At 65.0% G+C, this 25571-nt stretch carries 27 protein-coding genes, 1 tRNA gene and 1 pseudogene; 17 read left to right on the top strand and 12 right to left on the bottom strand.

What is annotated here, in order from left to right; all coding sequences use genetic code 11:
- Window positions 1-19: 19 nt before the first annotated feature.
- Window positions 20-760, top strand: a complete 741-nt coding sequence (locus U1E69_RS06910; protein ID WP_322243618.1) for a class I SAM-dependent methyltransferase — start codon at window positions 20-22, stop codon at window positions 758-760.
- Window positions 761-836: 76 nt separating this feature from the next.
- Here U1E69_RS06910 and U1E69_RS06905 read toward each other — a convergent pair whose 3' ends face one another.
- A complete protein-coding gene (locus tag U1E69_RS06905) occupies window positions 837-1430 on the bottom strand; it encodes a nitroreductase family protein (protein ID WP_322243617.1) in 594 nt (197 codons plus the stop codon).
- A 126-nt stretch (window positions 1431-1556) separates the two neighbouring features.
- Here U1E69_RS06905 and U1E69_RS06900 point away from each other — a divergent pair, with 126 nt between their 5' ends.
- The 9 genes from U1E69_RS06900 to U1E69_RS06860 all read left to right on the top strand — a co-directional run bounded on the left by U1E69_RS06900 (window position 1557) and on the right by U1E69_RS06860 (window position 9927).
- Window positions 1557-2576: a zinc-dependent alcohol dehydrogenase family protein gene (locus U1E69_RS06900; protein ID WP_322243616.1), complete on the top strand. Its 1020-nt coding sequence runs from the start codon at window positions 1557-1559 to the stop codon at window positions 2574-2576.
- A gap of 79 nt (window positions 2577-2655) precedes the next feature.
- A complete protein-coding gene (locus U1E69_RS06895) occupies window positions 2656-3543 on the top strand; it encodes a DMT family transporter (protein ID WP_322243615.1) in 888 nt (295 codons plus the stop codon).
- Between the two features lie 94 nt (window positions 3544-3637).
- Window positions 3638-4714, top strand: coding sequence for a hypothetical protein (locus U1E69_RS06890; protein WP_322243614.1), 1077 nt, complete (start codon window positions 3638-3640; stop codon window positions 4712-4714).
- 103 nt (window positions 4715-4817) lie between these two features.
- The gene (locus U1E69_RS06885; RefSeq protein ID WP_322243613.1) at window positions 4818-5675 is read left to right on the top strand and encodes an ATPase; all 858 of its coding nucleotides are present in this window, start codon (window positions 4818-4820) and stop codon (window positions 5673-5675) included.
- A gap of 72 nt (window positions 5676-5747) precedes the next feature.
- Window positions 5748-6665: a homoserine O-acetyltransferase MetA gene (gene metA / locus U1E69_RS06880; protein ID WP_322243612.1), complete on the top strand. Its 918-nt coding sequence runs from the start codon at window positions 5748-5750 to the stop codon at window positions 6663-6665.
- Window positions 6640-7572, top strand: a complete 933-nt coding sequence (locus U1E69_RS06875) for an alpha/beta hydrolase (protein WP_322243611.1) — start codon at window positions 6640-6642, stop codon at window positions 7570-7572. The genes metA and U1E69_RS06875 overlap by 26 nt, the downstream gene beginning before the upstream one ends.
- Window positions 7573-7615: 43 nt before the next feature.
- Complete coding sequence (gene ppk2, locus U1E69_RS06870; protein WP_322243610.1) at window positions 7616-8485, top strand: polyphosphate kinase 2; 870 nt, start codon at window positions 7616-7618, stop codon at window positions 8483-8485.
- Window positions 8482-9096: a TetR/AcrR family transcriptional regulator gene (locus tag U1E69_RS06865; RefSeq protein ID WP_322243641.1), complete on the top strand. Its 615-nt coding sequence runs from the start codon at window positions 8482-8484 to the stop codon at window positions 9094-9096. Before ppk2 ends, U1E69_RS06865 begins: the two co-directional genes overlap by 4 nt.
- A 258-nt stretch (window positions 9097-9354) precedes the next feature.
- Entirely contained in the window at window positions 9355-9927 is a 573-nt protein-coding gene (locus U1E69_RS06860) for an SH3 domain-containing protein (RefSeq protein ID WP_322243609.1), read from the top strand.
- Window positions 9928-10010: 83 nt separating this feature from the next.
- On the opposite strand, the gene U1E69_RS06855 is transcribed toward U1E69_RS06860, so the two are convergent.
- The 5 genes from U1E69_RS06855 to U1E69_RS06835 all read right to left on the bottom strand — a co-directional run bounded on the left by U1E69_RS06855 (window position 10011) and on the right by U1E69_RS06835 (window position 14709).
- A complete protein-coding gene (locus U1E69_RS06855; protein WP_322243640.1) occupies window positions 10011-11084 on the bottom strand; it encodes an ABC transporter ATP-binding protein in 1074 nt (357 codons plus the stop codon).
- A 23-nt stretch (window positions 11085-11107) separates the two neighbouring features.
- On the bottom strand, window positions 11108-11917 hold the full coding sequence (locus U1E69_RS06850; RefSeq protein WP_322243608.1) for an ABC transporter permease: 810 nt from the start codon (window positions 11915-11917) through the stop codon (window positions 11108-11110).
- Window positions 11914-12777: an ABC transporter permease gene (locus U1E69_RS06845; protein WP_322243607.1), complete on the bottom strand. Its 864-nt coding sequence runs from the start codon at window positions 12775-12777 to the stop codon at window positions 11914-11916. The genes U1E69_RS06850 and U1E69_RS06845 overlap by 4 nt, the downstream gene beginning before the upstream one ends.
- 145 nt (window positions 12778-12922) lie before the next feature.
- Complete coding sequence (locus tag U1E69_RS06840; protein ID WP_322243606.1) at window positions 12923-13183, bottom strand: hypothetical protein; 261 nt, start codon at window positions 13181-13183, stop codon at window positions 12923-12925.
- A 122-nt stretch (window positions 13184-13305) separates the two neighbouring features.
- Window positions 13306-14709 carry a PLP-dependent aminotransferase family protein gene (locus tag U1E69_RS06835; protein WP_322243605.1) on the bottom strand — a complete coding sequence of 468 codons (1404 nt, stop codon included), beginning with the start codon at window positions 14707-14709 and terminating at the stop codon, window positions 13306-13308.
- Between the two features lie 91 nt (window positions 14710-14800).
- Between U1E69_RS06835 and U1E69_RS06830 the strand changes: the two genes are divergently transcribed.
- Window positions 14801-15004: a DUF1127 domain-containing protein gene (locus U1E69_RS06830; RefSeq protein WP_322243604.1), complete on the top strand. Its 204-nt coding sequence runs from the start codon at window positions 14801-14803 to the stop codon at window positions 15002-15004.
- Window positions 15005-15072: 68 nt separating this feature from the next.
- Here U1E69_RS06830 and U1E69_RS22600 read toward each other — a convergent pair whose 3' ends face one another.
- The 5 genes and pseudogenes from U1E69_RS22600 to U1E69_RS06810 all read right to left on the bottom strand — a co-directional run bounded on the left by U1E69_RS22600 (window position 15073) and on the right by U1E69_RS06810 (window position 18368).
- Window positions 15073-15501 carry a CatB-related O-acetyltransferase gene (locus U1E69_RS22600; RefSeq protein ID WP_416200263.1) on the bottom strand — a complete coding sequence of 143 codons (429 nt, stop codon included), beginning with the start codon at window positions 15499-15501 and terminating at the stop codon, window positions 15073-15075.
- A 354-nt stretch (window positions 15502-15855) separates the two neighbouring features.
- Window positions 15856-16337 (bottom strand): annotated as a pseudogene (rpsI, locus tag U1E69_RS06825) (30S ribosomal protein S9).
- Window positions 16338-16339: 2 nt separating this feature from the next.
- Complete coding sequence (gene rplM / locus U1E69_RS06820; RefSeq protein WP_322243603.1) at window positions 16340-16804, bottom strand: 50S ribosomal protein L13; 465 nt, start codon at window positions 16802-16804, stop codon at window positions 16340-16342.
- 191 nt (window positions 16805-16995) lie between these two features.
- The gene (locus tag U1E69_RS06815) at window positions 16996-17790 is read right to left on the bottom strand and encodes an SseB family protein (RefSeq protein ID WP_322243602.1); all 795 of its coding nucleotides are present in this window, start codon (window positions 17788-17790) and stop codon (window positions 16996-16998) included.
- Entirely contained in the window at window positions 17790-18368 is a 579-nt protein-coding gene (locus U1E69_RS06810; RefSeq protein WP_322243601.1) for a uracil-DNA glycosylase family protein, read from the bottom strand. Before U1E69_RS06810 ends, U1E69_RS06815 begins: the two co-directional genes overlap by 1 nt.
- A 410-nt stretch (window positions 18369-18778) precedes the next feature.
- Between U1E69_RS06810 and U1E69_RS06805 the strand changes: the two genes are divergently transcribed.
- From U1E69_RS06805 to U1E69_RS06785, 5 genes are all read left to right on the top strand, one after another.
- Window positions 18779-19987 carry a Na+/H+ antiporter NhaA gene (locus tag U1E69_RS06805; RefSeq protein WP_322243600.1) on the top strand — a complete coding sequence of 403 codons (1209 nt, stop codon included), beginning with the start codon at window positions 18779-18781 and terminating at the stop codon, window positions 19985-19987.
- A gap of 139 nt (window positions 19988-20126) precedes the next feature.
- The gene (locus tag U1E69_RS06800; protein ID WP_322243599.1) at window positions 20127-20780 is read left to right on the top strand and encodes an ABC transporter ATP-binding protein; all 654 of its coding nucleotides are present in this window, start codon (window positions 20127-20129) and stop codon (window positions 20778-20780) included.
- A complete protein-coding gene (locus U1E69_RS06795) occupies window positions 20764-22563 on the top strand; it encodes a capsule biosynthesis protein (protein WP_322243598.1) in 1800 nt (599 codons plus the stop codon). The genes U1E69_RS06800 and U1E69_RS06795 overlap by 17 nt, the downstream gene beginning before the upstream one ends.
- 10 nt (window positions 22564-22573) lie before the next feature.
- On the top strand, window positions 22574-23404 hold the full coding sequence (gene kdsA / locus U1E69_RS06790) for a 3-deoxy-8-phosphooctulonate synthase (protein WP_322243597.1): 831 nt from the start codon (window positions 22574-22576) through the stop codon (window positions 23402-23404).
- 53 nt (window positions 23405-23457) lie between these two features.
- On the top strand, window positions 23458-23937 hold the full coding sequence (locus tag U1E69_RS06785) for a VOC family protein (RefSeq protein WP_322243596.1): 480 nt from the start codon (window positions 23458-23460) through the stop codon (window positions 23935-23937).
- A gap of 30 nt (window positions 23938-23967) precedes the next feature.
- On the opposite strand, the gene U1E69_RS06780 is transcribed toward U1E69_RS06785, so the two are convergent.
- Window positions 23968-25134, bottom strand: a complete 1167-nt coding sequence (locus U1E69_RS06780) for an NAD(P)/FAD-dependent oxidoreductase (protein WP_322243595.1) — start codon at window positions 25132-25134, stop codon at window positions 23968-23970.
- Between the two features lie 112 nt (window positions 25135-25246).
- On the opposite strand from U1E69_RS06780, the gene U1E69_RS06775 reads away from it, so the two are divergent.
- Window positions 25247-25321, top strand: a tRNA-Gln gene (locus tag U1E69_RS06775).
- Window positions 25322-25571 lie beyond the last annotated feature (250 nt).

Raw genomic sequence — 25571 nt, 5'->3', positions numbered from 1 at the left:
GCACCGAGGAAAGCCGCAGATGAAGGGCGAAAACAGGCGCAAGATACAGGCTTTCGTCGAGAGCTTGCCCTTCTTTCGCAAGCGCCCTCGCATCGCCCCGCCCAATCTTGTCGGCCATTCCCAATGGGCGGACTTCCTGGAACGCGAGTTCAACAAGCCTGGCATGCGGGTGCTTGAAATCGGCTCACGCGTCGTCACCGGCGCGAACCATCGCAGCCGCTTTGCGCAAGCCGACTATGTGGGTTTTGATTTCTACCCCGGCGAGAACGTCGACGTGGTCGGCGACGCGCATCGGCTGACCGAGTATTTCCCGAAGGGTGAGCAGTTCGACCTGATCTTCTCCTCCGCCGTGTTCGAGCATCTGCACATGCCCTGGGTCGTCGCCGAAGAGATCACCAAACTTCTGAAGGTCGGCGGCCATGTCTTTGTCGAAACACACTTTTCCTATATCGCGCATGAACGCCCGTGGAACTTCTACCAGTTCTCGGACATGGGCCTGCGGGCGCTGTTCAACGCGGGTCTGGGCTATGATCTGATCGATTCCGGCCTAAGCAACCCGATGGCCGGGTTCTTCACCGAACACGCCGACCGCTACCTGCGCTATCGCCCGATCACCGAGCTTTACTGCCACAGCGAAATCCTCTGCCGCAAACGCGAAGAGGTGACAGGGTTCGACTGGCGGTCGCTGGCGGCGGATTCGGTGGTGGACGGGACACGCTATCCGCCTCCGGGTACGGCGGCGGGGTCCGGCACCGACTGACGGCGGGTGCGCAGGTGTCGGCGTCCCCTGGCGCAGGCCCCGCGACGAGGAGACGAAGTCGAACGAGGAGCAGTTCTTAAAACCGCCCGTGCACCGCAATCTCGGCCATTGGCTTGCGCCCGCTGGGTTTTTCCCGTGCACGCAGATCCTCTGGCAGCGCCTCTGCCGGCCCCTGTTCGCCCACCGCCACGACACAGTGCAGCGTGTGGCCCTCGGGCAGACCCACCGCTGGCGCCAGCTTGTCCTTGTCGAACCCGCCCATCGCGTGCGCGGCCAGGCCCATCGCCTGCGCCTGCAAGGCAAGGCTCATCCAGGCGGCCCCGGTGTCGAACCCGGCCGTGCGGTTCGCGGCCTCGGCGCCCTCGCGGTTGGTCACGGTATCCTTCGACGCCACGGCAAACAGCACTGCGGCCTGTCCGGCCCAGACCTGATTGCCCGCAGCCAAGGCCGAATGGATCGCCGCAAAGCCATCTTCCCCCCGCAGCGCCCAGACCAGCCGCCAGGGTTGGTGGTTCGAGGCCGAGGGGGCCCAGCGAACGGCTTCCAGAAGCGACATCACCTCGGCTTCGGACACCGCGCGGTCGGTGAAGGACCGCGGCGACCAGCGGGCCGGGAACTGCGGGGCGACCGGGTGGTCGGGCTGGCGACCGGCGGGCTGATCCAGGCTCATGCGGTGGGCTCCTATTTCTGTCTGTTCTTGCACATAGGACGCAAGCCCGTCCCGGACAACTGCACCGCCCGGCATCGCCCTGTTTGTCCATGCACAGATCACGCGACAGGTCCGTCAGGTCATGCCATGATCCGCCACAGCCAAGGAGGGGTGACGATGCGGGCAGTGCGGTTGCAGGCGGTTGGTCGGATCGAACTGGTCAAGGTCACCGACCCCCTCCCCGGTCCCGGAGAAGTGCTGGTCCGCGTTCTGGCCGCTGGGATCTGCGGCACCGACCGGCATCTGTACAAGGGCGAGTTTCCCTGCGCGCCGCCGGTCACTCTGGGTCATGAATTCGCAGGCGACGTGGTGGCGTGTGGCGAGGGCGTAACCCTGCCCCCCGGCACCCGCATCGCCTGCGACCCGAACATCGCCTGCGGGGCCTGCGACCAGTGCCTGCGGGGCCGGACCAACCTTTGCCTGCGCAACGTCGCCATCGGCATCCACCGCGACGGCGGCTTTGCCGACATGGCGGTGATCCCCGCCCACCGCGCCGTGACGGTCGCTGACCTTGACCCGCACCACGCGGCCTTCGCCGAGCCCCTGGCCTGCACGCTGCACGGCCTTGACCTTGGCGCGCCGGTCCCGGGCGAGCGGGTCATCGTACTGGGTGGTGGCGTCATCGGCCTTCTGGCCGTACAGCTGGCCCGCAATGCCGGGGCCGAGGTGACCCTTGTCACCCGCCACCCCGCCAAACGCGCCCTGGCGCTGACGGTCGGCGCGACCCACACCGCCGCGACCGAGGCCGAGGCGCGTGCCCTCCTGCCGCAGGGCGCAGACCTGGTGCTGGAGTGCGCCGGGGTGGCCGAGACGGTCGAGATGGCCCCGCGCCTGACCCGTTCGGGTGGGCGGGTGGTGATCCTGGGTGTCATGCCGCAAGGGCAGAAGGTCGGGATCGAACCCTTCGACCTTCTCTTCCGCGAAATCCGGCTTTTGCACAGCTTCATCAACCCCTTCACCCAGACCCGCGCCGCCGCGATGCTGATGGCGGGTCAGGTGCAGGTTGCCCCCCTGATCTCACGCATCATCCCGCTGTCCAAGGCCCCCGAGGTCATCGCCAACCCCGCCACACCGGGAGAGGTCAAGGTCCTGGTCGTTCCCGGCTAGGTCTTCGCTCCAAGACCGGCAGGCACCGACCGACCAACTGGGTCTGGACATTCCGGCCCCGCCCGGCAAGGGTTTCGCCATGACCCACCGCCCCCTTGCCGCCGCGCTCTGGATGATCGGAGCGATTGCCGCCTTCACGGCGATGGCTATCGCGACCCGTCAGATCAACGGCGTCCATGACACGTTCGAGATCCTGGCCTACCGGTCGATGATCGGCTGGGTGCTGGTCGTGGCGCTGGCCGCCGGGTTCGGCAAACTGTCGGACGTCCGCACCGACCGGTTGCCCAGCCACGTCGTCCGCAATGTCTTTCACTTCACCGGCCAGTCGCTGTGGTTCTGGGCGATCACCATGATCCCGCTGGCCCAGGTCTTCGCGTTGGAGTTCACCTCGCCGATCTGGGTGATCCTGCTGTCCCCGATCTTCCTTGGCGAACGCCTGACCCGCCGCAAGCTGGCCGCGGCGGCCCTTGGCTTTGCCGGGGTCCTGATCGTCGCGCGGCCCGACTTCGGCCGGATCGAGCCCGGTGTCCTTGCCGCCGCTGGCGCGGCCTTCTTCTTCGCCTCGACGACGCTGATGACCAAGCTTCTGACGCGCGGCGAGCCGATTCTGTCGATCCTGTTCTGGCTGACGCTGATGCAGGCGGTCTTCGGCACGGTGGCGATGACAGCTTTCGGCCCGGTGACGATGCCCACGCTTGCCACCCTGCCCTGGCTGGTCCTGATCGGCATCGCCGGTATCACGGCGCATTTCTCGCTGACCACGGCCCTGTCGCTTGCCCCGGCAAGCACCGTCGTCCCGGTGGATTTCGCCCGCCTGCCGATCATCGCCGTCGTCGGCGCGGTGTTTTACAACGAGACTGTGGCCCCGACGCTGTTTCTTGGCGCGGCCCTGATCTTCGCGGGAATCTGGATCACCTTGCGAAGTGGCGCATCCCGGCCACAGGACCCCCACGTCACAAAACCGTGACGCGGCGTCATTGATTGACGCAAAATGTCGCAGGTCTTAGCCTGTCTTCAAGGGGGAGTTCCCGGGTCGGGAATTCAATTCAGGGATGAGGACAATGAAACATTACGCAATGGTCACCGCCGCCATGCTTGCCGCCACCAGTGGGGCATATGCAGGTGGTGTGGAACGCTCGGCGCAGTCTGTCGCGATCCTGTTCGAACAGGGCCGCTACGTTGAACTCAGCTTCGGACGGTTCGCGCCGGACGTCAGTGGTGTTTCGCCACTTTCGCCCGGAGCAAGTTCGGGTGACATGGCCGGGGACTACAATTCCTGGAGCCTTGGCTACAAGATGGACATCGGAGACCGCATGGCCTTCGCGATGATCCTGGACCAGCCGATAGGCGCTGACGTTAACTATGCAGCTGGGACGGGCTATCCTCTGGGCGGATCGACTGCGAAGCTGTCGTCCAGCGCGGTCACGGCCCTTCTGCGTTACAAGTTCGACAACAATGTCTCGGTCTATGGTGGCCTGCGGTATGAGACGGTGCATGGCGAAGTCAGCCTGCCGTCCGTTGCTGGATACACTTTGGACACAAACTACGACTCAGAACTTGGCTATGTGGTCGGGGTTGCTTGGGAAAAGCCGGAAATTGCCGCCCGCGTCGCGCTGACCTACAACTCGGCGATCAATCACACGTTGGACGCGGTCGAGACTGGCCCAATCCCAGGTAGTTCAGATTTTGAAACCGAGGTTCCGCAGTCGTTGAATCTGGAGTTCCAGACCGGCATTGCGAAAGACACTCTTCTGTTCGGCTCGATCCGGTGGGTCGACTGGACCGCCTTCGTCATCAATCCGGATGGATATCCCCCTGCATTGGGCAATCTTGTCGACTACGCCAACGACCGGACGACCTACAACCTCGGCGTCGGTCGTCGCTTCAACGACAACTGGGCGGGTGCGGTGACCATCGGCTACGAAAAGTCCGATGGCGCGCGTACCGGCAACCTTGGACCGTCGGATGGGCTGAAAAGCATCGGCCTCGCCGCGACATACACGATGGACAACGTGAAGATTACTGGCGGCGTCCGCTATGTCGACATCGGCGACGCAACAACCAACCCGCTGGTCAGCGGCGTCTTCACTGACAATTCAGGCGTCGGTGTCGGGATCAAGATCGGCTACACCTTCTAACCATCCGGCCCCCTCGGCCCGTCAAACCCCGCCCAACGTGGCGGGGTTTTTCGTTGTGGAACGACTCGCGCGCGGCTAACAGAGGCCGCGAAGAGGTGACGCGATGATCTACCGCTCTGGTTCCGACTATCTGAAGGCCCCCCGCAAGCGGGTCATGCTGTTCGGCATGTCGGGCCTGGGCAAGACCTACCTGTCCACCCTTCTGCGCGATCATGGCGACTGGTTCCACTACTCGGTCGATTACCGGATCGGCACCCGTTACATGGGCGAATACATCGCCGACAACTTCAAGCGCGAGGCGATGAAGGTTCCGCTCTTGCGCGAGCTTCTGATGACCGACAGCGTCTACATCGCGTCGAACATCACCTTCGACAACCTGGCCCCCCTGTCCACCTACCTTGGCAAGCCCGGCGATCCGGCCAAGGGCGGCGTGCCCTTCGCCGAATACATGAAGCGCCAGGACCAGCACCGCGCCGCAGAAGTGGCCGCGACGCTGGACACCGCGCGGTTCATGGAGCGGGCCGAGGAAATCTACGGTTACCCGAACTTCATCTGCGATACCTCGGGGTCGATCTGTGAGGTGGTCGAGGCGGAGGACCCGGCCGACCCGGTGATGAAGCAGCTTTCGGAAACCCTGCTGATGGTCTGGATCAAGGGCTCTGACGCGCATACGGCGGAACTGGTGCGCCGCTTCGACCGGGCGCCAAAGCCGATGTATTACCAGCCGCACTTCCTTCATGCGGCGTGGGAGGAATACCGCGCAACCCATTCCGTGACCGAGGAAACCTGCGATCCCGATCACTTCGTCCGCTGGACCTACGCCCGTGCCCTGGCGCACCGCCAGCCGCGCTATGCCGCGATGGCGCGCTGGGGTGTGACCGTGACCGCCGAAGATGTGGGCAAGGTCTCGACCACGCAGGATTTCGACGCCCTCATGGCCCGCGCCATCGACCGGGCCTGACCGCAGCCCCGACCTTGCAACCCTGACACGAAACCCCTAGCTCTTGGCCCTCTGGCCCCAAGGACCCCGACCATGCCGATCACCTTGCCCGAAACCCTGCCCGCCTATGACGTGCTGCGGTCCGAGGGTGTCATGGTCATGTCCCCGGCCCGCGCTGCGAACCAGGACATCCGTCCCCTGCGGATCGGCCTTCTCAACCTGATGCCGAAAAAGATCCAGACCGAAAACCAGTTCGCCCGGCTGATCGGTGCGACGCCGCTGCAGATCGACCTGCACCTGATCCGCATGTCCGAGCATACGACAAAAAACACTGCCGCCGAGCATATGGCGACCTTCTACCGCCCGTTCCAGGCGGTGAAGGCCGAAAAGTTCGACGGCCTGATCATCACCGGCGCGCCCATCGAGCATCTGCCCTTCGAGGACGTCACCTATTGGGACGAGCTTTGCGAGGTGATGGACTGGACCCAGACCAACGTGCAATCCACCTTCGGCGTCTGCTGGGGCGGGATGGCGATGATCAACCACTTCCACGGCGTGAAGAAGCACATGCTGCCCGCCAAGGCCTTTGGCTGCTTCCGCCACCAGAACCTGTGCCCGACCTCGCCCTATCTGCGCGGCTTCTCGGATGATTTCGTCATCCCGGTCAGCCGCTGGACCGAAATGCGCCAGGCCGAGATTGACGCAGCCGCCGGCCTGAAGACCCTGCTTGGATCGGACGAGGTCGGCCCCTGTCTGGTCGAGGATGCCGCCCACCGCGCACTCTATATCTTCAACCACTTCGAATACGACAGTGACACGCTGAAGCAGGAATACGACCGCGACGTGGCCAACGGCACGCCGATCAACGTGCCCCTGAACTACTACCCCGATGACAACCCCGCGATGCCGCCGCTGAACCGGTGGAGAAGCCACGCCCACCTGCTATATGGCAACTGGATCAACGAGATTTACCAGTCCACGCCCTATGACATTGAAGAGATTGGCCGCTAGTTTTCTCATCGCCGCCGCGGCCCTTGCCGGTGTCACCCACTGGCGGGCCTCGACGCGCGAAGCGGCGGCCGAGGCGGCCTATCCGCCTAGCGGCCAGTTCGTCACCGTGGACGGCAAGCGCCTGCATTACGAGACGAAGGGCCAAGGTCCCGACCTGGTGATGATCCACGGCGCAAGCGGGTCCTTGCGCGACCTGACCTTCGCCTTGCGCGACCAGTTGACCGACCGCTTTCGCGTGACCGTGGTCGACCGGCCCGGCCTTGGCCATTCCGATGCCCTGGACGAAACCAGCCTTCTGGCCCAGGCCCGTTTCATCAAGGCGGGTGTTGCGCAGCTGGGCGTTACCGACCCGGTCGTCCTGGGCCAAAGCTACGGTGGCGCGGTGGCGCTTGCCTGGGCGCTGGACGGCGGGCCAAAGGCTTTGGTCCTGGTCGGCTCGCCTTCGATGCCTTGGCCCGGCAAGCTGGACATCTGGTACCGCGCCACCGACAACCCGGTGGGCCGCGCGCTGGCGATCCCCCTTGCCTCGGCCTTTGTGCCGGACAGCTATGTCCGCAGCGCCATCGACGCGGTCTTTGCCCCCGACCCGGTTCCGCCAGGCTATGACGACCACCTTGGCACCGCCCTGACCCTGCGGCGCGAGACGCTGGCCGCCAATGTGGCGCAAGTGAACGCCCTTCGCGCCGAACTGGTGACGATGGAGCCCCGCTACCCCTCGCTGGCGCTGCCCGTCGAACTGATCCACGGCACTGCCGACACCATCGTGCCGCTTGATATCCACTCGGCCCCCCTGTCGCATCTTCTGCCGAACGCCACGATCACCGTCATCCCCGGTGCGGGCCACATGCCGCACCACAGTCACCCCTCCCTTGTCATCGCCGCAATCCTGCGCGCCGCATTGCGCTGACCGGCCCAATCGCCATACTGGCGGCAATGCAAGGAGGCGACAGATGACCCTACCCTTCGACGGCGCAATCAGCCGCTACTTCCGTGAGGGCGCGCCGAAAGAGGTGCGCCAAGCCATCGAGAAGGCCGCCAAGGACGAGATCATGACGGCCTCCTATCCCTACCGGGAGGAGATGAAGGGCAAGGACTACACCGCCCATATGGATGCCTTGCAGATCGAGCTGGCGAAGATGCAGGCGGGTCTGAAGGCGTCGGGCAAACGCTTGATCGTGGTCTTCGAGGGCCGCGATGCCGCCGGAAAAGGCGGGACGATCAAGGCGGTGACGGAAAACATGAACCCGCGGCAGGCCTATGTCGTGGCGCTGTCGAAGCCGACGGACCGGGAAAGCCAGCAGTGGTACTTCCAGCGCTATGTCGACTGGTTCCCGGCCAAGGGCGAAGTCGCGCTTTACGACCGCAGCTGGTACAACCGCGCGATGATCGAGCATGTCTTCGGCTTCTGCAAACCCGAGCAGCGGGCGAAGTTCTTCAAGCAGCTGCCCGAGTTCGAACAGATGATCGTCGATGAGGGCATCATCTTCCTGAAGATCTGGCTGGAGGTCGGCCGGGCCGAGCAGCTGAAGCGCTTCCTGGACCGCGAGGGAGACTTGCTCAAGCAGTGGAAGCTTTCCCAGATCGACGTCGACGGGCTGGCGAAGTGGGATGACTACTGCACCGCCATTGACGAGACGATGGAGAAGACTCATTTCAAGCACGCGCCCTGGACGGTGATCCTGTCGGACGACAAGAAGCGCGCGCGGCTTGCGGCGATCCAGACGATCCTGGGGGCGGTCGACTATGCTGGCAAGGACACGGCGGCCATCGGCAAGGTCGACGCCAGGATTTGCGGTGGGCCGAAGCTTCGGAAAGGCTGATGAAGCGCGGCTATCATCACGGCAACCTCCGGCAGGCCCTGGTCGAGGCAGCTCTGGCGCTGATCGCCGAAAAGGGGCCGCAAGGGTTCACCCTGTCCGAGGCGGCGAAGGCTGCCGACGTGACCCCGGCGGCGGTCTACCGGCATTTCGCGGGACGCGATGACCTGCTGGCCGAGGTCGCTCGGCAGGGGTTCGACATCTTTGCCGCGTTGCTGGAATATGCCTACGACGAGGGCCGGCCCTCGCCGCTGGCCGCCTTCGAGGCGACGGGGCGGGCCTACTTTGCCTTCGCGCGCAAGTATCCGGGCCACTATCAGGCGATGTTCGAAAGCGGCCTGCAGCCCGGCAAGCACCCCGATCTGGCGCAGGTGTCGGCCAAGGCGCGCGCGACGATGGACCGGGCGGCGGAAAGCCTGGTGAAGGGGCTGCCCGAGGGGCGGCGTCCGCCTGCCAGCATGGTATCGGCCCATGTCTGGGCGGTCAGCCACGGAGTGGTGGAGCTGTTCCTGCGCGGCAACGGTGGTCCGCAGCCCTGGCCGGCAGAGGACCTCCTGGAAACCGGGATCGGGATCTATCTGCGCGGGCTGGGCTTGCTGTCGCCAGATCGCTGAAGCCGAGGCATCCATGATGGACGCGCCGTGCTTCTTCAACAGAACCAGCCGGTTACCCGCCGATGTTCGGGACGCGTCAGTCTTGTGCTTGCCCGGGCTTCCCCCTCACCCTGACCCTCTCCCCACGGGGGAGAGGGTCAGGGGGCTGAGGTTGCGCCTTTGTTGATCGCCGGTGGCGGGGTCAGGGACTCCGCAGGTGACAACCGCGCTTCGGACAGCGAAAGTGCTGGTGCAAGATTGGTCCTGAAAGGATTTGCCATGCCGCTTCGCATTCTCACCTTCCCGCTAGCGCTGCTGACAACGGCTGAAGTGGCGCTGGCCTGCGGCGGGGCCCCGGTCTGCACGGTGGCCGACCCGACGGGCACGCCGCTGAACATCCGGATGTCGCCGAACGGTCCGGTGGTGGGGACGGCGACGAACGGCACGCAGTTGATGTTTGTCGAACACCGCGAGGTGGATGGCAAGCTCTGGGCGCTGGTGGAACGCTTTCACGAGGGTGAGCTGGCGACGGACTTTGACGGAGCCTGGGTCTTCGGCAGCTACCTTGACTGCGCGGCCACAACCAGCGCCCTGCCCGCAGAACCCTTTTCAACAGAAGCCGATCCGGTGTCCTGCACCGTGGCCGATCCGACCACTACGCCTCTGAACGCCCGCACCGACCCGGGTGGTGAGGTCTTTGCGACCTTGCGCAACGGAACCGTGGTGCGTGCCATCGCCCAGAGACAGCACGAAGGCAAGCAGTGGATCTACGTCGAGAAATGGTCCGGCGACAATGCCGTGGGCTGGGTCTTTGACGCCTATATGGCCTGCGAGGAAGACGAGAGCCACTAGGGACCGCTCGTCGTTCGACTTCGTCGCTCCTCGCTGGGGCAGCCCCAACGACGAGAAGACGAAGTCGCACGAGGAGTGTCGCCTTAGCGGAACAGTACCAGCGCCGAGGGGCTCCACGCCACGCGGACCTTGGTGCCCACATCCAGGACCGGACGACCGGGGACGTTGCGCATCGACAGGCGCACCTCGACATCGGTGCCGCCCAGGTAGACGTCGTAATAGGTCATGTCGCCGAAATAGATCACCTCGTCGATCACCCCGTCTGTCTCGCGCTCGGCGGCCTTCTGGTCGTCGTAGAGCAGCGTCAACGTCTCGGGGCGGAGGCCGACGACCGGGCTTTCGCCCGTCTTCTCGGGCGCCTGCGCGATATCCAGCGCCACGTGGCCCAGGCCCTTGGCGTTGACTTCCACCTTGTCGCCCGCTTCGGACAGGATCTCGGCGGGGATGAAGTTCATCGTGCCGATGAAATCCGCGACCTTCCGGGTCGCCGGGCGGCGATACAAGGTTTCGGGGTCGGCCAGCTGGGCGATCTCGCCTTCGAACATCACGGCGATGCGGTCGGACATGACCAGAGCCTCTTCCTGGTCATGCGTCACCAGGATGAAGGTGATGCCGACCTGGCGCTGCAGCTTGATCAGCTCGACCTGCATATGTTCGCGCATCTTCTTGTCGAGGGCGCTGAGCGGTTCGTCCAAAAGCAGCACCTTCGGCTTCAGGATCAGCGCGCGGGCAAGCGCCACCCGCTGGCGCTGGCCGCCCGACAGCGCATGGGCGGCGCGTTTGCCATAGCCTTTCAGGCCGACCATCTCCAACGCCTCGGCCACGGCCTTGGCCTTTTCCTCTTTCGACCGCGGGTCCTTGCGCAGACCGAAGCCCACGTTTTCCTCGACGCTCATATGCGGGAAGATCGCGTAGCTTTGGAACACCATGTTCGTCGGGCGGACGTTGGCGGCCACATCCGCCATGTCCTTGCCGTCAATCATGATCACGCCCGAGGAGATGTCCTCGAACCCCGCGATGGTGCGCAGAAGCGTGGTCTTGCCACAGCCCGAGGGACCGAGAAGCGAGAAGAACTCACCGGCCTTGATCGTGCCGTTGATCCCGCGCAGGGCGTGATAGTCGCCGTAGTATTTGTGGACGTCCTTGAACTCGATCATCGTGGGACGGTCATCGGAAAAGGTCACAGGAAGCCTCCGGAATCTTTACCGCCGGCCTTGGCGATGCCACGGCGGCGCATGTACTCGGCAAAGCCAAGCAGGATGATCGACATGCAGACAAGCACGGTCCCCAGCGCCAGCATCGACGGCACTTTGGCGGGAAAGCGGAACTGGCCGAAGATGTAGACCGACAGGATCGGCTGGCCGGAGCCGAGGAAGTTCGAGATGATGAATTCGTCGAACGAGATGGTGAAGCAGATCAGGAACGAGGCCATGATCCCCGGCATGACCAGGGGCAGGATGATCAGACGGAAGGTGCTCCACGCGGTTTCGCCTAGGTCCATCGCCGCCTCTTCCAGCGACTTGTCCAGGCTTTGGAAGGCCGAGGTCAGGATCGCCACCGCGAAGGGTGTGCAGATCAGCACCTGGCCCAGGATGACAGTGAACAGCGACAGCGGGATGCCGATGGACAGAAGCACGACCAGAAGCGCCATCGCCACGATCATCTCGGGCAGGACCAGCGGCAGCATGATCATGCCCATCAGCGGCCCCTTGCCGGGGAAGCGGTAGCGCACGCTGGCGCGGGCGGCAAAGATGCCAAGCACCGTAGAGATCGTCGCGACTGACAGCGCGATGATCAGGCTGTTCTTCGCGGCGATGCGCAGGTTCTGGTCGGCGGCCATCTCGGCAAACCAGCCCGTCGTGAAGCCCTGCAGCGGGAAGGCCACGACCCGGCTGTCGTTGAACGCGAAGATCGGCAGCAGGATGATCGGGCCGTAGAGGAACATCAGATAGAACAGCGTGTAGCCGCGCAAGCCAGAGGCCTTCTTCATTTCGAGCCCCCGATGAACCGCTTGTTCCAGAAGACGAAAGCGACCGATACGATCCCCACCATCAGCATCGAGGCCACCGCGAAGGCCGACCCTTGCGGGAAGTTCTGCAGCTTCAGCAGTTGCGTTTCGATCAGGTTGGCGATCATCGGCTCTTTGCCATCGCCCACCAGCTCCGGCGTCACGTAGTCGCCCACGGTGGGAATGAAGACGATCAGCGCCGCGGCGATCACGCCGGGCATCGACAGGGGCAGCGTCACGCGCAGGAAGGTGATCCAGCGGCTTTCGCCAAGGTCCTGTCCGGCCTCCAGAAGGCTGCGGTCGACCTTCTCGAGGCTGACGAAGATCGGCAGCACGGCGAAGGGGGCGTAGGCGTGGGCCAGCACGATGATGATCGACAGGATCGAGTAGCTGGCAACGTTCAGCGGTTGCAGGCCGATGGCGGTCAGAGTGGAATCAAGCACGCCGCCGTAGCCCAGGATCACGAACCACAGGCTGACGCGGATGATGTAGCTGGTCCAGAACGGGATGGTGATCAGGAACAGCCACAGGCTCTTGCGTTCCGGCTTGACGTGGAAGCTGACGAAATAGGCGACCGGGTAGGCCAGGATCACGGTGATGGCGGTCACGACCAGCGCCACCAGCAGCGACTTCAGCATGATGTAGCCGTAGACTGACTTCGACCACAACTCGGCATAATTCTCGCCGGTCAGTGGGAGCGAGACGTTGCCCCGCCCGCCGGTCATCACCGAATAGACCAACACTGTCGCCAAGGGCACGGCGAGCAGGAGAATCACGTAGATTGCTGTCGGAGAGATCAGCTTGAGGCCCGTCCTGGCCTCGGATCCCGGCGTTTGCGCCATCATTCCCCCTGTTCGACTGCACTCCGGCAGCCTTGTCATTTGATCAAATTAGACCGAACGCTTGGCTTTAGGCAAGAGGGCCATCAAAACGGTGGGAAATCAAGCTGTGGCGGCGGGGACAGGGGGCGGTGCCCCCCCGGCCCGGTCAGCCTGCGACGCGCTCGATGGCGATCGCCCGTTTCTTCAGCTCGTCATAAAGCGTGGGGACGACTCGGATGGATCCGACGGCGACGCGCAACGCTTCGATGATGCGGGCTTCGGACGGATCGTCGGTGGCCACGCGCCAGATCATGCGGCGGGCGACGCCATCATCATAGACGATTTCCGTGGCACCCTGACGGGTCTTGCGCCAACCAAGAAAATCCGCGCCGCCATGCGGCGCGTGGAATGCGTGTTGAAGTCCCATTTTTCGGGCTCTCTTTTTATACTGCTCGTGTCCAGACTGTGAGGCAGGGCTTGCCCTTCGGTCAACTCACGCTTTGGCCATTCTGTGTGAGCGAGTCCCAAATGCAACAGGTCGGGATTTCCCTATACGGAGAGGTCCGAGGGCGGACGGCCAAGAAGATCGGACAGCGTCTGCACGGCGGCCTCGAACGCCTCACGCGGAAGGTTGGCGGCGATGGCCAGGCGGACCGCGTTCGGGGCGCGGCCGTGGACAAGGGCATATTCGTCGGCCGACCGGACCAGAACCCCCCGGGCCTCGGCTGCGCGCACAAAGGCCGAAGCGCGCCAGCCGATCGGCAGACGCAGCCAGACGAAGGGCACACCGGGCTGCCAGCCCAGGTCATAGGCACCCAGGCGGTTGACCAAAGTCTGCAGGCGGGCGGCGAATTCGGCCTGCACCTCGGTCCTTATCCGCTGCGCCGCGCCCGAGCGGAAAAGGTGCAGCATCAGGTCGGCCACCGGGCGCGACAGTGCAAAGAACCCGTGCTGCGCGGTCAGCCGCCCCGCCTCGCCCATGCCCGCCGGGCAGATCACATAGCCGAACCGCAGCGCCGCCGAGATCGTCTTCGAGACCGACCCCACCAGCCAGACCCGTTCCGGTGCCAGCGCGCGCAGGGACGGGATGTCGCTTTCGGCGACCGAATAGCAGTCGTCTTCCAGAATCTGCACGTCATAGCGCCGCGCGATCTCGGCCACTTCCTGACGCCGCTTCACCGGCATCCGGCCGGTCGAGGGGTTCTGCGCCTCGGTCGTCAGGCACAGGACCTGCGCACCGTGGCGGCGACAGGCGGCCTCAAGCGCCTGGGGGACAATGCCGTGTTCGTCGATCTCGACCGGGACCACCTCGGCCCGCGCCGCCCGGGCGGCGTAGCGAAAGCCGGGATAGGCCAGTTCCTCGATCAGGACGACGGGGCGCTCGCCGCGCAGGCAGCAATCGAAGATCAGGCTGATCGCGTTCTGCCCGCCGTGGGTCAGCGCCACATCCTCGGGTCCGATGGGCCCCAGGATGCGGTCACCCATCCAGGTCACGATCTCGGCCCGCAAGGCGGATTCGCCCATCTGGCTGGTGTAGTCCAGCCAGCCCTGCCCTGTCGTTTCGGCCATGTCGAGAAGGGCCGCGCGGAAGGCCTCGGCCTGGCCGACCTCGGGGACCTGCGGCGGGCGGAAATCAACCAGGCCGGTTGTCCCACCCGTGACACGCTCGGTGTACAAGGCCTGGGTCGGCCCCAGTCGCGGCGATTGTGCTGCTACAAATGTCCCGCGCCCCACGGTGGCTGCAAGCAGCCCCTCTTGCGTCGCAAGCTGGTAGGCGCGGGCCACTGTGCCGGGCGTCAAGTGCAGTCTCCACGCCAGATCGCGGACCGTCGGCAGCTGCGAATTGGCCGGAAGATCCCCCGCACGGATCGCATCCCGGAGGGCACGCGACAGGGCCAGATACTTCGGGCCGGGGAATTGAGTCAGATCGGGTGCCCAAGTTGTATCAGTCACAATAATCCTCTGGCGACTCATTCGGTGGAGATATTACATTGTTCTTACCGAAGCAGGCTTATTGTATCAATACAAATCGAAGGAGGCACAAATGCCCCAGACGCATATCACGACCTTGCCGCTGCACACCCCTTCCGGGGTTCTTTCGCGCGTGCGCACTGCATTGATGACCGCCCTCACCCGCCACCGCGAGCGTCAGCGCCTGGCCCATCTGGACGCGCACCTGTTGCGTGACATCGGCCTGGACCCGCAGGAAGTGCGCCGCGAATGCACCAAGCCCTTCTGGCAACCCTGACACCAGATCCCCCGAGCGACGTTCGCTCTTACCCCTGACTGGGCCGGGTTTTCCCGGCCCTTCTTTTTTTAAACTTCGTTTTGCATTACAATGGCTTCCAGTTCGTCGAGCAAGGATTCACGGGGCGGGCTAGAAAGAAGCGGGGCGATCCGTCTTACAACATCGGTTGGAAGATCCCACCATCGCAAGTCACGCAGCCTAGCTGATATTTCTGGCCCAAAGCGATGACGGATCATGACGGCGGGGTTTCCCCCCCACACTTCATAGCTCCCGACAGATCTGGTAACGGTTGCAGTTGCTGCAATCACTGCTCCATCGCCAATCTCGATCCCAGAGAGCAGAGTCACGTTGGCGCCGATCCACACATCGTTGCCAACAAGAATGTCGCCCCTGGAACGTGGGTGCCCGACAATGTCCTGTCCTCGTAGCTGATCTTGATAGACGTGGCCGAAAGGGAAGGTAGAGGCCCAATCTGTCCGGTGATTCCCACCCAGCATGACAGTCAGTCCGTCCGCAATGGAGCAGAAGGCTCCTACTTTCAACGCAGATCCTTCAGACCATTGTCTAATTCTTGCGCTCTCGATGCCGTAGCTAAAGCGTCCTACTTCGACACTTGAGGACCCAACCTTGCCAGTCCATCCCGTTTCGGCAGACCCGAACAGCTGAAGCTTGTCCGAACCCCGTCGTGACTTCGGCCACCAACCCATTTCATCAACCCCACGATCTGAAACTTGGGACCAATCTAGGCGTGCACCCATCAGGCTACAATCCGTCAGAAAAATGCAAAAGGCCCGCCACAAGGGCGGGCCTTCGCAAGGCAAGGTGCGCTGCAGCGCACCCTGCGATGATCATTAGCGCTTCGAGAACTGGAACGAGCGGCGGGCCTTCGGCTTGCCGTACTTCTTGCGTTCGACGACGCGGCTGTCGCGGGTCAGGAAGCCGGCTGCCTTCAGTGCCGCGCGGAGCGTGGGCTCGTACAGCTGCAGCGCCTTCGAGATGCCGTGCTTCACTGCGCCAGCCTGGCCGGAAAGGCCACCACCGGCGACGGTTGCGTAGACGTCGAACTGGCCTTCCACGTTGGCGACGGTGAAAGGCTGCTTAGGATCATCTGCAGCACGGGACGGGCGAAGTAGACCGCCATTTCCTTGCCGTTGACCACGACCTTGCCCGAACCGGGCTTGACCCAGACGCGGGCGACCGCGTCCTTGCGCTTGCCGGTGGCGTAGGACCGGCCCAGCTTGTCACGGACCGGAACGCGGGGCGCAGCTTCGACGGCGGCAGGTGCCGAACCGACAGCCGACTTCAGGTCATCAAGAGATTTGATATCGGCCATGATCACGCGCTCCGGGTGTTCTTCGGGTTCAGGACCTTGACGTCCAGAACGGTGGGCTGCTGTGCTTCATGCGGATGGGCGGCCCCGGCATAGACGCGCAGGTTGGTCATCTGCTGACGGCCCAGGCGGTTGCGGGTGATCATCCGCTCGACGGCCTTTTCGACCACACGCTCGGGGTGGTTGCCTTCCAGCACCTGCCGCGCGGTGCGCTGCTTGATGCCGCCCGGATGGCCGGTGTGCCAGTAGTAGATCTTGTCGTTGCGCTTGTTGCCCGTCATCTGGATCTTGTCGGCGTTGATGATGATGACGTTGTCACCCATGTCCATGTGGGGGGTGAAGGTCGGCTTGTTCTTGCCGCGCAGGATGTTGGCGACGATCGTGGCAAGGCGGCCCAGAACAACGCCCTCGGCGTCGATCAGGATCCACTTCTTCTCGATGTCCGCCGGAGTAGCGGTGAAGGTTTTCATGGTTTTCCCAAAGAAGAAGGGGGCACCACTGCCCCCGGAAACTCGGATGCGGGCTTATCGCCGATGCCACAATGCGCGTCAAGCGCCGCAATCAAGATTTAATCTCATATAGACAACGGCTTACAATAAAGGTATCCTGATACCCCACCAAAAGCCCGTTCATCCTTGTCCAGATATCCCCGCCAGAGGCATCACCTCAGTTTCGGGGGGCGCGACGGGTCCATGCCCGGCGCCGGGGGGGCTGCGGGGGTCGCGGGCGTCTGCGGCGCAGGCAGATTGAACCGCAAACCCACGCGGGCCATCGCCTTGGCCGCCGGGTCCGCGCTGGCCAGGAAGACCACGTCCAGCTCGCCCGCCTCGATGCCCGAGAAGACCAGCGCCTCGTTCATTGCGCGGGCCAGAGCGGCCTCCGCCCCGTCCACCGCGTCCAGCAAGGCCAGCAAATGGCCGCGCCGCCCGCCCGCATAGACCACCCCCGCCAGCACCGCCGCCGCCGCCAGCCCCCCAGCGCGGGCAAGCTTGCCGTCCAGCGCCGCGATCACCGCTTCGGGCACTGTGGGGGCCAGGAATTCCTGCGGCCGCGCCTCGACCTCTTCCGGGCCGCCGTCCAGCGTCTCGGCAAGCCAGTCCATCGCCTCGGGCGGCAAGAGCATCGAGGACGGGGCCACGCCCAGGTTCACGCCCATCCCGATCCCCTGCCCCTTCAGAAGCCCCGCAATCACCCGGCCCGGCAGCGCGGCATAGGGCGCGATGCCGCCCGTAAAGCTGGCCAGCCGTTCTTCGCGGTCAAAGACCAGGACGACCGGGCCGTCTTCCAGATCGAAGATGCGCGGCTCCAGATTTTCGCCCACCGCCTCGCGCTCCAGAAGCAGGACCATCTCGCCATCGGCCAGCCGCTCGAAGAAACGCAGGCGCAGGGCCTCGTTCTCGGGGTCGGACGAGACGGCGGCATGGGCCGCATCAAGCAGGGTGACAAGGTCAGACATCAAAGAACCTCTCGGACCCGGGCGCGCAAGGCGGGCAGAAGCTCGGCCTCGAACCAGGGATGGCGTTTCAGCCACCCCGTATTCCGCCACGAAGGATGCGGCAAGGGAAAGACGCCCCGCGCGGCATGGGCGCGCCAATCGGCCACGACCCCCGTCACATCCCGAAGACCCGTGTGCCAGCGGATCGCGGCACCGCCGACCAGTAGCGTCAGCGGTATGTCGCCAAGGGCGTCAAGCACCCGCCCCCGCCACGTTGCCGCGCAGATCGGCGGCGGCGGGAGGTCGGCGCCCTTCGCATCATAGCCGGGAAAGCAGAACGCCATCGGCACGACGGCCACCCGGTCAAGGTCGTAGAACTCGGCCTCGGTCGCCCCCATCCAGTCGCGCAACCGGTCGCCGGACCGATCCGTGAAGGGCCGCCCGCTGTCATGGACCCGCAGGCCAGGCGCCTGGCCGGCCACCAGGACCCGGGCACCGGGCCGGAACCACGCGACCGGGCGCGGGGCATGACCGGTTGCGGTCGCCGCAAAACGCGCCGCGCAAAGGCGGCAGGCGGTGATTTCGTCTGTCAACTGCATCTCCCAAGCCTGCCGTCAGGCGTCACGCCCCGCAACCCCGGCAACGACCGCGCCAGGACCGCGCCGGTCTGTGGATATCCCTTGGGCACACTGCTCAACCCAGTCCCGGCCCGCCACTCGGCCTCCCGGCGTCTCGGCCAGATGCCCGATCCAGTGCCCTTGACCACTGCCCGCGAGCACCCAGACCCCGGTCGGCCTCACCCACGCCAGAAGCTTCCCCCCCTGCCCCCGCAGTCCCGCCCCGTCCAGCCATGCCGCGGCAGCGCCGTTGCTGGGGGTTCGATGCCCCCTGCAACGGCTTCCCGCCGGAAGATCGGGCCACCCATTGCGGCGCGCGGAAAAGCCGGTCAAATGGAACCCTGCGCCCTGCCCCAACCCATCGTCCCCTGGTCCGTACCCCGAGTCCGCCGATGTATCGCGTTTCTTCCTTCGTGCCCCGTTTCGCCAAGGCGCTTCTCGGTGGCGCGGCTCTGGCCACACTTTGGGTCAATCTTGCCCCGGCAAGCTATTACGACAGCATCGAGCTTCGGCTGCTTGATCTGACGCTGCCTGCCTGGCTTGCCCCCCTTCCCTTCAGCCTCACGCCATTGAACCTGGTGGCCGATGTGGCGATGTCGCTGTTCCTCTTCTTCATCGGCAAAGAGCTGTGGGAGGCGCTGACGCTGGAACACGGTGCGCTGAAGGGGCGGCAGGCGGTCCTGCCGGCCAGTCTGACCCTCGGCGGGCTTGCCGGGGCGGCGGGGATGTGGATCCTGGTCGGCAGCCTGATCGAGACGGCCGAGGAGGCGCACTTTGCCTCCGGCTGGCAGGTGCCTCTGGGCAGCGATGTGGTCCTGTGCTTCCTGGTCGGTCGTGCGGTCTTCGGGGCGGGCCATCCGGCCCTGCACCTTCTTTTGTTGCTGTCCATCGCGACCGACATCCTGGCGCTGCTTGTCGCGGGCCTTTCGCATCCCGGCTTTTCGCTGCGGCTGGCCTGGCTGATGTTGCCGCTTGCCGCGGCCCTTGTGACCTGGGCGCTGTTTGGCCGGACCCCTGACCCCGGAGTGTCCGAGACCCGGCGGCGGGCCAGCCAGCGGCTGTTTCCTTACGTCATCGCGGGCCTGCTGTCCTGGATCGGTGTTGCGGCCTCGGGCCTGCCGCCGGTGCTGGGGCTGTTGCCGGTGATCCCCGCCATTGCCCATGCCGACCGCAGCTTCGGGCTTTTCGCAGAAGCCGAAGAGGTGCTGCATGATCCCCTCAACCGTCTGACCCACGCGCTGGCATGGCCGCTGACGGGGGTGCTTTTCCTTTTCGGCCTGACGCGCGGAGGCGTCGATCTCTTCGCCTTTGCGCCCACGACCCTGACAGCACTTGCCGCGCTTTGGCTGGGTCGGCCGCTCGGGATGATCCTGATCGGGCTTGGCCTTGCCGCCGCCCTTGGCCTGCGCCTGCCCAAGGGCGTCAGCCTGCGTGATGTTCTGCGGATCACGCTGATCATGGCGATGGGGTTTACCGTCCCCGTCCTCAGCCTTGCGACAGCACTGCCCGGCGGCGCAATGCAAGAGGCCGCGCGGCTGGGCCTTGCCCTCAGCCTGCTGGCCGGCCCGGCTGCCCTTCTGCTGGCCCGTCCGCGCCCCTGACCGGTGTCCGGCGTGGCTGCCCCGACACGCCGATGCAAGCCCATGTTTCGTTCTCGGCCCTTTTAAGGCCACAAACCCAATGTTAACGATATGGTCGTAGCAAGAGAAAGACGCCCGATCTACGGGCGCCGAGGCCATGATGATCGAGTTCCGGGACGTATCAAAATCCTTCTGGACGGGAACGCAGCGCAAGGTGATCCTTGACCGCGCCTCCTTTCGCGTTGAACTGGGCAACTCGCTTGGCATCCTGGCCGGAAACGGCACTGGAAAGACCACGATCATCAACATGATGGCGGGCCTGGAAAAACCCGACGAAGGCACGATCCGCAAGACGTCGCGCGTGTCCTTTCCCCTGGGGTTCATGGGGGGTGTCAACAACAAGCATTCGGCCAAGGAAAACTGCCGTTACATCGCCAGGCTTTACGGTCTGGACCCCGACTACGTCGAAAGCTTCTGCCGCTGGGTCTGCGGACTTGGCGAATACTTCGAAATGCCGCTGGCGACCTATTCTTCGGGCATGCGCAGCCGGTTCTCCTTTGCGCTGCTGCTGTCGATCGAGTTTGACATCTATCTGATCGACGAAGGCATGCCCGCCACCTCTGATGTCGAATTCAACCGCAAGGCCGGCAATATCCTGCAAGAGCGGCTGAAACGCTCGACCGTCGTCATCGTCTCGCACTCGCCCAAGACGCTTGAGAAATTCTGCCGCACGGCCGCCGTGCTGCGGAATGGCAAGCTCTACCAGTTCGAGACCCTGGAAGAAGCGAAACGCCTCTATGACTACGACGCCTAAGGTTCCGCGCTACAACACCCGCCCGGTGGACCGGTCTGCCGTCCCGCAGGACGCAGGCAACAGCGGCGGCCAGCTTTTCGACACCCATGACGACGGCTTTGGCAACCTGGACTTCCGTCGGCCCGAGGATCAGGCCGCCAGCCGCGCCGAGGCGCCCGAACCGACACCTGCACCGATGCCAGCCCCGCCGGTCGAGGCCACTTCGCCCGAACCCTCTGCCGAACGCATAACCCGCGCAGTCACCCCCGAAGAGATCGCCCGCGTCAATGCCGCGATCCTGACAGAAGGCCTGACCGAACGGCAGTTGCGCCGGGCCATGCTTGTTGCGCAGCGCAGCCACCTGTCCCCCACGTCCGAGGCCGATGCCGTGCGCCTCTTGCGCGAAGCGGGGGTCGATCCCTTCTCGCGCGCGTCGATCCTGCGTGTGGTCACCCCCTCGCCCGAAGCTGCGGCGCCCGATGCTGCCTCCGACACTGCGGCGCCTGGAGCGCACCCCCAGCGTGGTTTCCCGCCCCAGACCGAGGCACGTGAGCCGGGGCGTGAAATCGCCCGCCTGCCCGGCGACGTGGTGCAACTGCCGAAAAAGGCCAAGCCCATCGCGCTGCCTTCGACCGAACAGCGCGCCGAAGTGAACCAGGCTGCCGAAATCCTGCGCATGCAGCAGGACATCGCCCGCCGCCGCCGTCGGCGCCTGGCCCTTCTGGGCGCGCGGCTTTTTGCCTTCGTCCTTCTGCCCACCATCCTGGCTGGCTGGTACTTCTACATGATGGCGACACCGATGTATTCGGTGCGCTCGGAATTCGTGATCCAGCAGGCCGGCCCCAGCGGTGGCGGCGGGTCGATGGGGGGGCTCTTTTCCGGCACCGCCTTTGCGACCTCGCAGGATTCGATCGCCGTGCAAGGCTATCTTCAATCGCGCGAGGCGATGGGTCGCCTGGACGAAGACCTGGGCTTCCGCAGCCATTTCCAAAGCCCCGAGATCGACCAGCTGCAGCGGATGGCCCCCGACGCCGGGCTTGAAGCGGCCTACAAGGTCTACAAGAAGTTCCTGAAGATCTCGTTCGACACGACCGAGGGCGTGATCCGCATGGACGTCGCCGCCGCTGACCCGATGGTGGCAGCGGCCTGGTCAAGACAGCTCATCGCCTATGCCGAGGAACAGGTCGACCACCTGACCCAGCGGCTGCGCGCCGACCAGATGAATGATGCCCAGGCGGGCTACGAGGCCGCGCAGAAAGCGTTGACCGACTCGCAAAGAAAGCTGATCGAGCTGCAGGAGAAGTTCAAGATCCTGTCCTCGGAAACCGAAGTCGGGCTGATCGTCGGCCAGATTTCGGGGCTTGAGAACCAGCTGACCCAGGAACGTCTGGCCCTGGCGCAGATGGAATCCAACGCCGAGCCGAACCAGGCCCGGATGGACCCCATCAAGCGCCGCATCGCGACGCTGGAAGGCGAGGTTGCCGACCTCCGCGCCCGGATGACCGAAACCTCGGCAGGCTCGACCAGTCTGGCTGAAATCCAGGGTCAGCTTCTTGTCGCGCAGGCCGATCTGCAAACCCGCCAGCTCTTGCTCGCCCAGGCGCTTCAATCGATGGAGACGTCCCGCGTCGAGGCGAACCGGCAGGTCCGCTATCTGTCGCTGTCCGTCAGCCCGATCCCCCCGGACGAGCCCGCCTTCCCCCGCGCCTTCGAGAACACGCTGGTGACCCTGTTGATCATGCTGGGCATTTACCTCATGGTCTCGATGACCGCCGCGATCCTGCGGGAACAGGTCTCTTCGTAGGGACGCGTGCATGACTGACGTGAAGATCGGCGGGCTGACCGTCGGCAATGACCAACCGCTTCTGGTCATTGCGGGCCCCTGCCAGCTGGAAAGCCTGGATCACGCCCAGATGATCGCCGGGGCGATGGCCGAGGCGTGCAAGGCCGCAGGCGCGCAGTTCGTCTTCAAGGCCAGCTACGACAAGGCCAACCGCACCTCGCTGTCGGGCAAGCGCGGCCTCGGGATGGAGGCGGGGTTGCAGGTGTTGGCGGCCGTCCGTGCGATGGGGCTGCCGGTGCTGACGGATGTCCACGACGCAGGCCAGGCGCGCGAGGCGGCGACCGTGGTTGACGTGATCCAGATCCCGGCCTTCCTCTGCCGCCAGACCGACCTTCTCCTGGCTGCGGGCGAAACGGGCGCTGTGGTCAATGTGAAGAAGGGACAGTTCCTGGCGCCCTGGGACATGGCCAACGTCGCCGCCAAGGTCGCCTCGACCGGGAACGACCGCATCCTTCTGACCGAGCGGGGGGTCAGTTTCGGCTACAACACCCTGGTGGCTGACATGCGCGCCCTGCCGATCATGGCGCGGACCGGATATCCGGTGATAATGGACGCAACCCATTCGGTGCAGCAGCCCGGCGGTCAGGGGAACTCTTCGGGTGGTCAGCGAGAATTCGCTCCCGTGATGGCGCGTGCGGCGGTCAGCCTTGGCATCGCCGGGGTCTTCATCGAGACGCACGAAGACCCCGACCGCGCGCCATCGGACGGGCCGAACATGATCCCGCTGGCCCAGATGCCCGCGCTGGTGGCCAGCCTGATGGCCTTCGACCGCCTCGCCAAGGCCGACCCGCTGCGGATCTAGGGAACACTTCGGCGCGAATCTGGTTTTCCCTGACACGCTCAAGGAGATCACCCATGCCCGCCCCCAAGGCCACCGTCTGTCTCTGGTTCGACACCGAGGCCGAGGCCGCCGCCCGGTTCTACGCCGATGTCATCCCCGACAGTGCAGTGCATGCGGTGCTCCGCGCACCGACAGACTTTCCCTCGGGCAAGGCGGGCGATGTGCTGACGGTCCACTTCACGATCGCGGGCATCCCCTGCCTTGGTCTGAACGGCGGCCCGGCCTTTTCGCAGAGCGAGGCGTTTTCCTTCCAGATCGCAGCCGATGATCAGGCCGAGACAGACCGGCTGTGGAACGCCATTGTCGGCAACGGCGGCCAGGAAAGTGACTGCGGCTGGTGCAAGGACCGCTGGGGCCTGAATTGGCAGATCACGCCCCGGGTCCTGACCGAGGCGCTTTCGGCCGGAGGGGATGAGGCAAAGCGTGTCTTTGCTGCGATGATGACGATGCAGAAGATCGACGTCGCCGCGATCGAAGCCGCGCGGCGGGGCTGACGGCCGAACCGCGCGATTCGCCCACCCTGGTCACAGGACCTGCCCCGCCGCCCAGCCCGAAGACCAGGCCCATTGGAAGTTGTAGCCCCCAAGCCAGCCCGTCACGTCCACCACTTCGCCAATGAAATAAAGCCCCGGCACGCCCTTCGCTTCCATGGTCCGCCCGTCCAGCGCCCCAGTGTCGACGCCGCCCAGCGTGACCTCGGCGGTCCTGTAGCCCTCGGAGCCGACCGGCACCAGCCGCCAGTCCCGGATGCCCGCCGCCACCCGGTCAAGCACTGCGCCGGGCAGGTCCGCCATCGTCCCCGTCACCCCCGCCGCCTCTTCGAGATGCCGCGCCAGCCGCTCGGGCAGCCAGCGCCCCAGCACCGTCCGCAGCGCCACCTTCCCCCGCGCCGCCCGCAGCTCGGCCGCCACGTCGCGGCCCGGCATGAGATCGAGATGGATCGCATCGCCCTCGCGCCAGTAGGACGAGACCTGCAGCACCGCAGGCCCCGAAAGCCCCCGATGGGTGAACAGCACCGCCTCGTCAAACCCGGTGCGGCCGCACGCGACCCGCCCCGGCAAAGCGACCCCCGCCAGAGGCCGCATCCAGGCCAGTTCCTGATCGGCAAAGGTCAGGGGCACCAGCGCAGGCCGGGTCTCGACAAGGGGCAGGCCGAAAGCCTCGGCCACCCGGTAACCATAGCCCGTCGCCCCCATCTTGGGGATCGACTTCCCCCCCGTCGCCACCACGACCCTCCGCGTCCGCTGCGGCCCGCGCGCCGTTTCGACCTCGAACCCGTCGCCGACCCGCCTCATATCCCCCAGGCCGCAGCCAAGCCACAGCGTCACCCCGGCACGCTCCATGTCCCGGACCAGCATCTCCACCACCTGCGTGGCCGAGCCGTCGCAGAACAGCTGGCCCAGCGTCTTCTCGTGCCAGGCGATCCCGGCGGCATCCATCCGGGCGATGAAATCCCACTGAGTGAACCGCTTCAGGGCCGACAAGGCAAAGCGCGGATTTTGCGACAGAAATCGTTCGGGAGCGATGCCAAGGTTGGTAAAGTTGCACCGCCCGCCGCCCGAAATCCGGATCTTTTCGCCCGGGGCCTTGACATGGTCGATGACCAGCACCCTGCGGCCCCGGCGACCCGCCTCGATGGCGGCCATCATGCCGGCAGCCCCGGCCCCAAGAATGATTGCGTCCCAGATCATGCTTCGTCCTAGCCGCCCGCGCCCACCCCGGCAAGGCATGTCAGAGACGCGAAAATTTCGCGGATCGCCCCTTGCACGCCCCCACCCGCTTCGCTAAACACCCCGGCACGGTTGGGGCGTCGCCAAGTGGTAAGGCATCGGTTTTTGGTACCGACATACCTAGGTTCGAATCCTAGCGCCCCAGCCAACCACTCACTTCGTTCGTGGTGTCAACCTTCCCTGTAACCAACTCCTAACTGGAGTGCTCTGATTGCCCCACGTGATGCCCCACAGGTAGCGTGGTCTGCCCTGCCGTGTGGACTTGCCCGGAAGAAGTGGAGAGCACCAACTGAGGAACCAGGAGGTGTTCTATGGGAAACGGAAACAGGCCGACGCCGGAATTTCGGCGTGAAGCTGTGCGGCTTGCACTGACCAGTGGCCGGACGCGACGAGAGATC

Origin of the sequence: Tabrizicola sp. (assembly GCF_034366665.1) — a bacterium.
Classification (GTDB): domain Bacteria; phylum Pseudomonadota; class Alphaproteobacteria; order Rhodobacterales; family Rhodobacteraceae; genus Tabrizicola.
The sequence above is the reverse complement of the archived record's forward strand: the minus strand, read 5'-3'. Positions and strand labels throughout refer to the sequence as shown.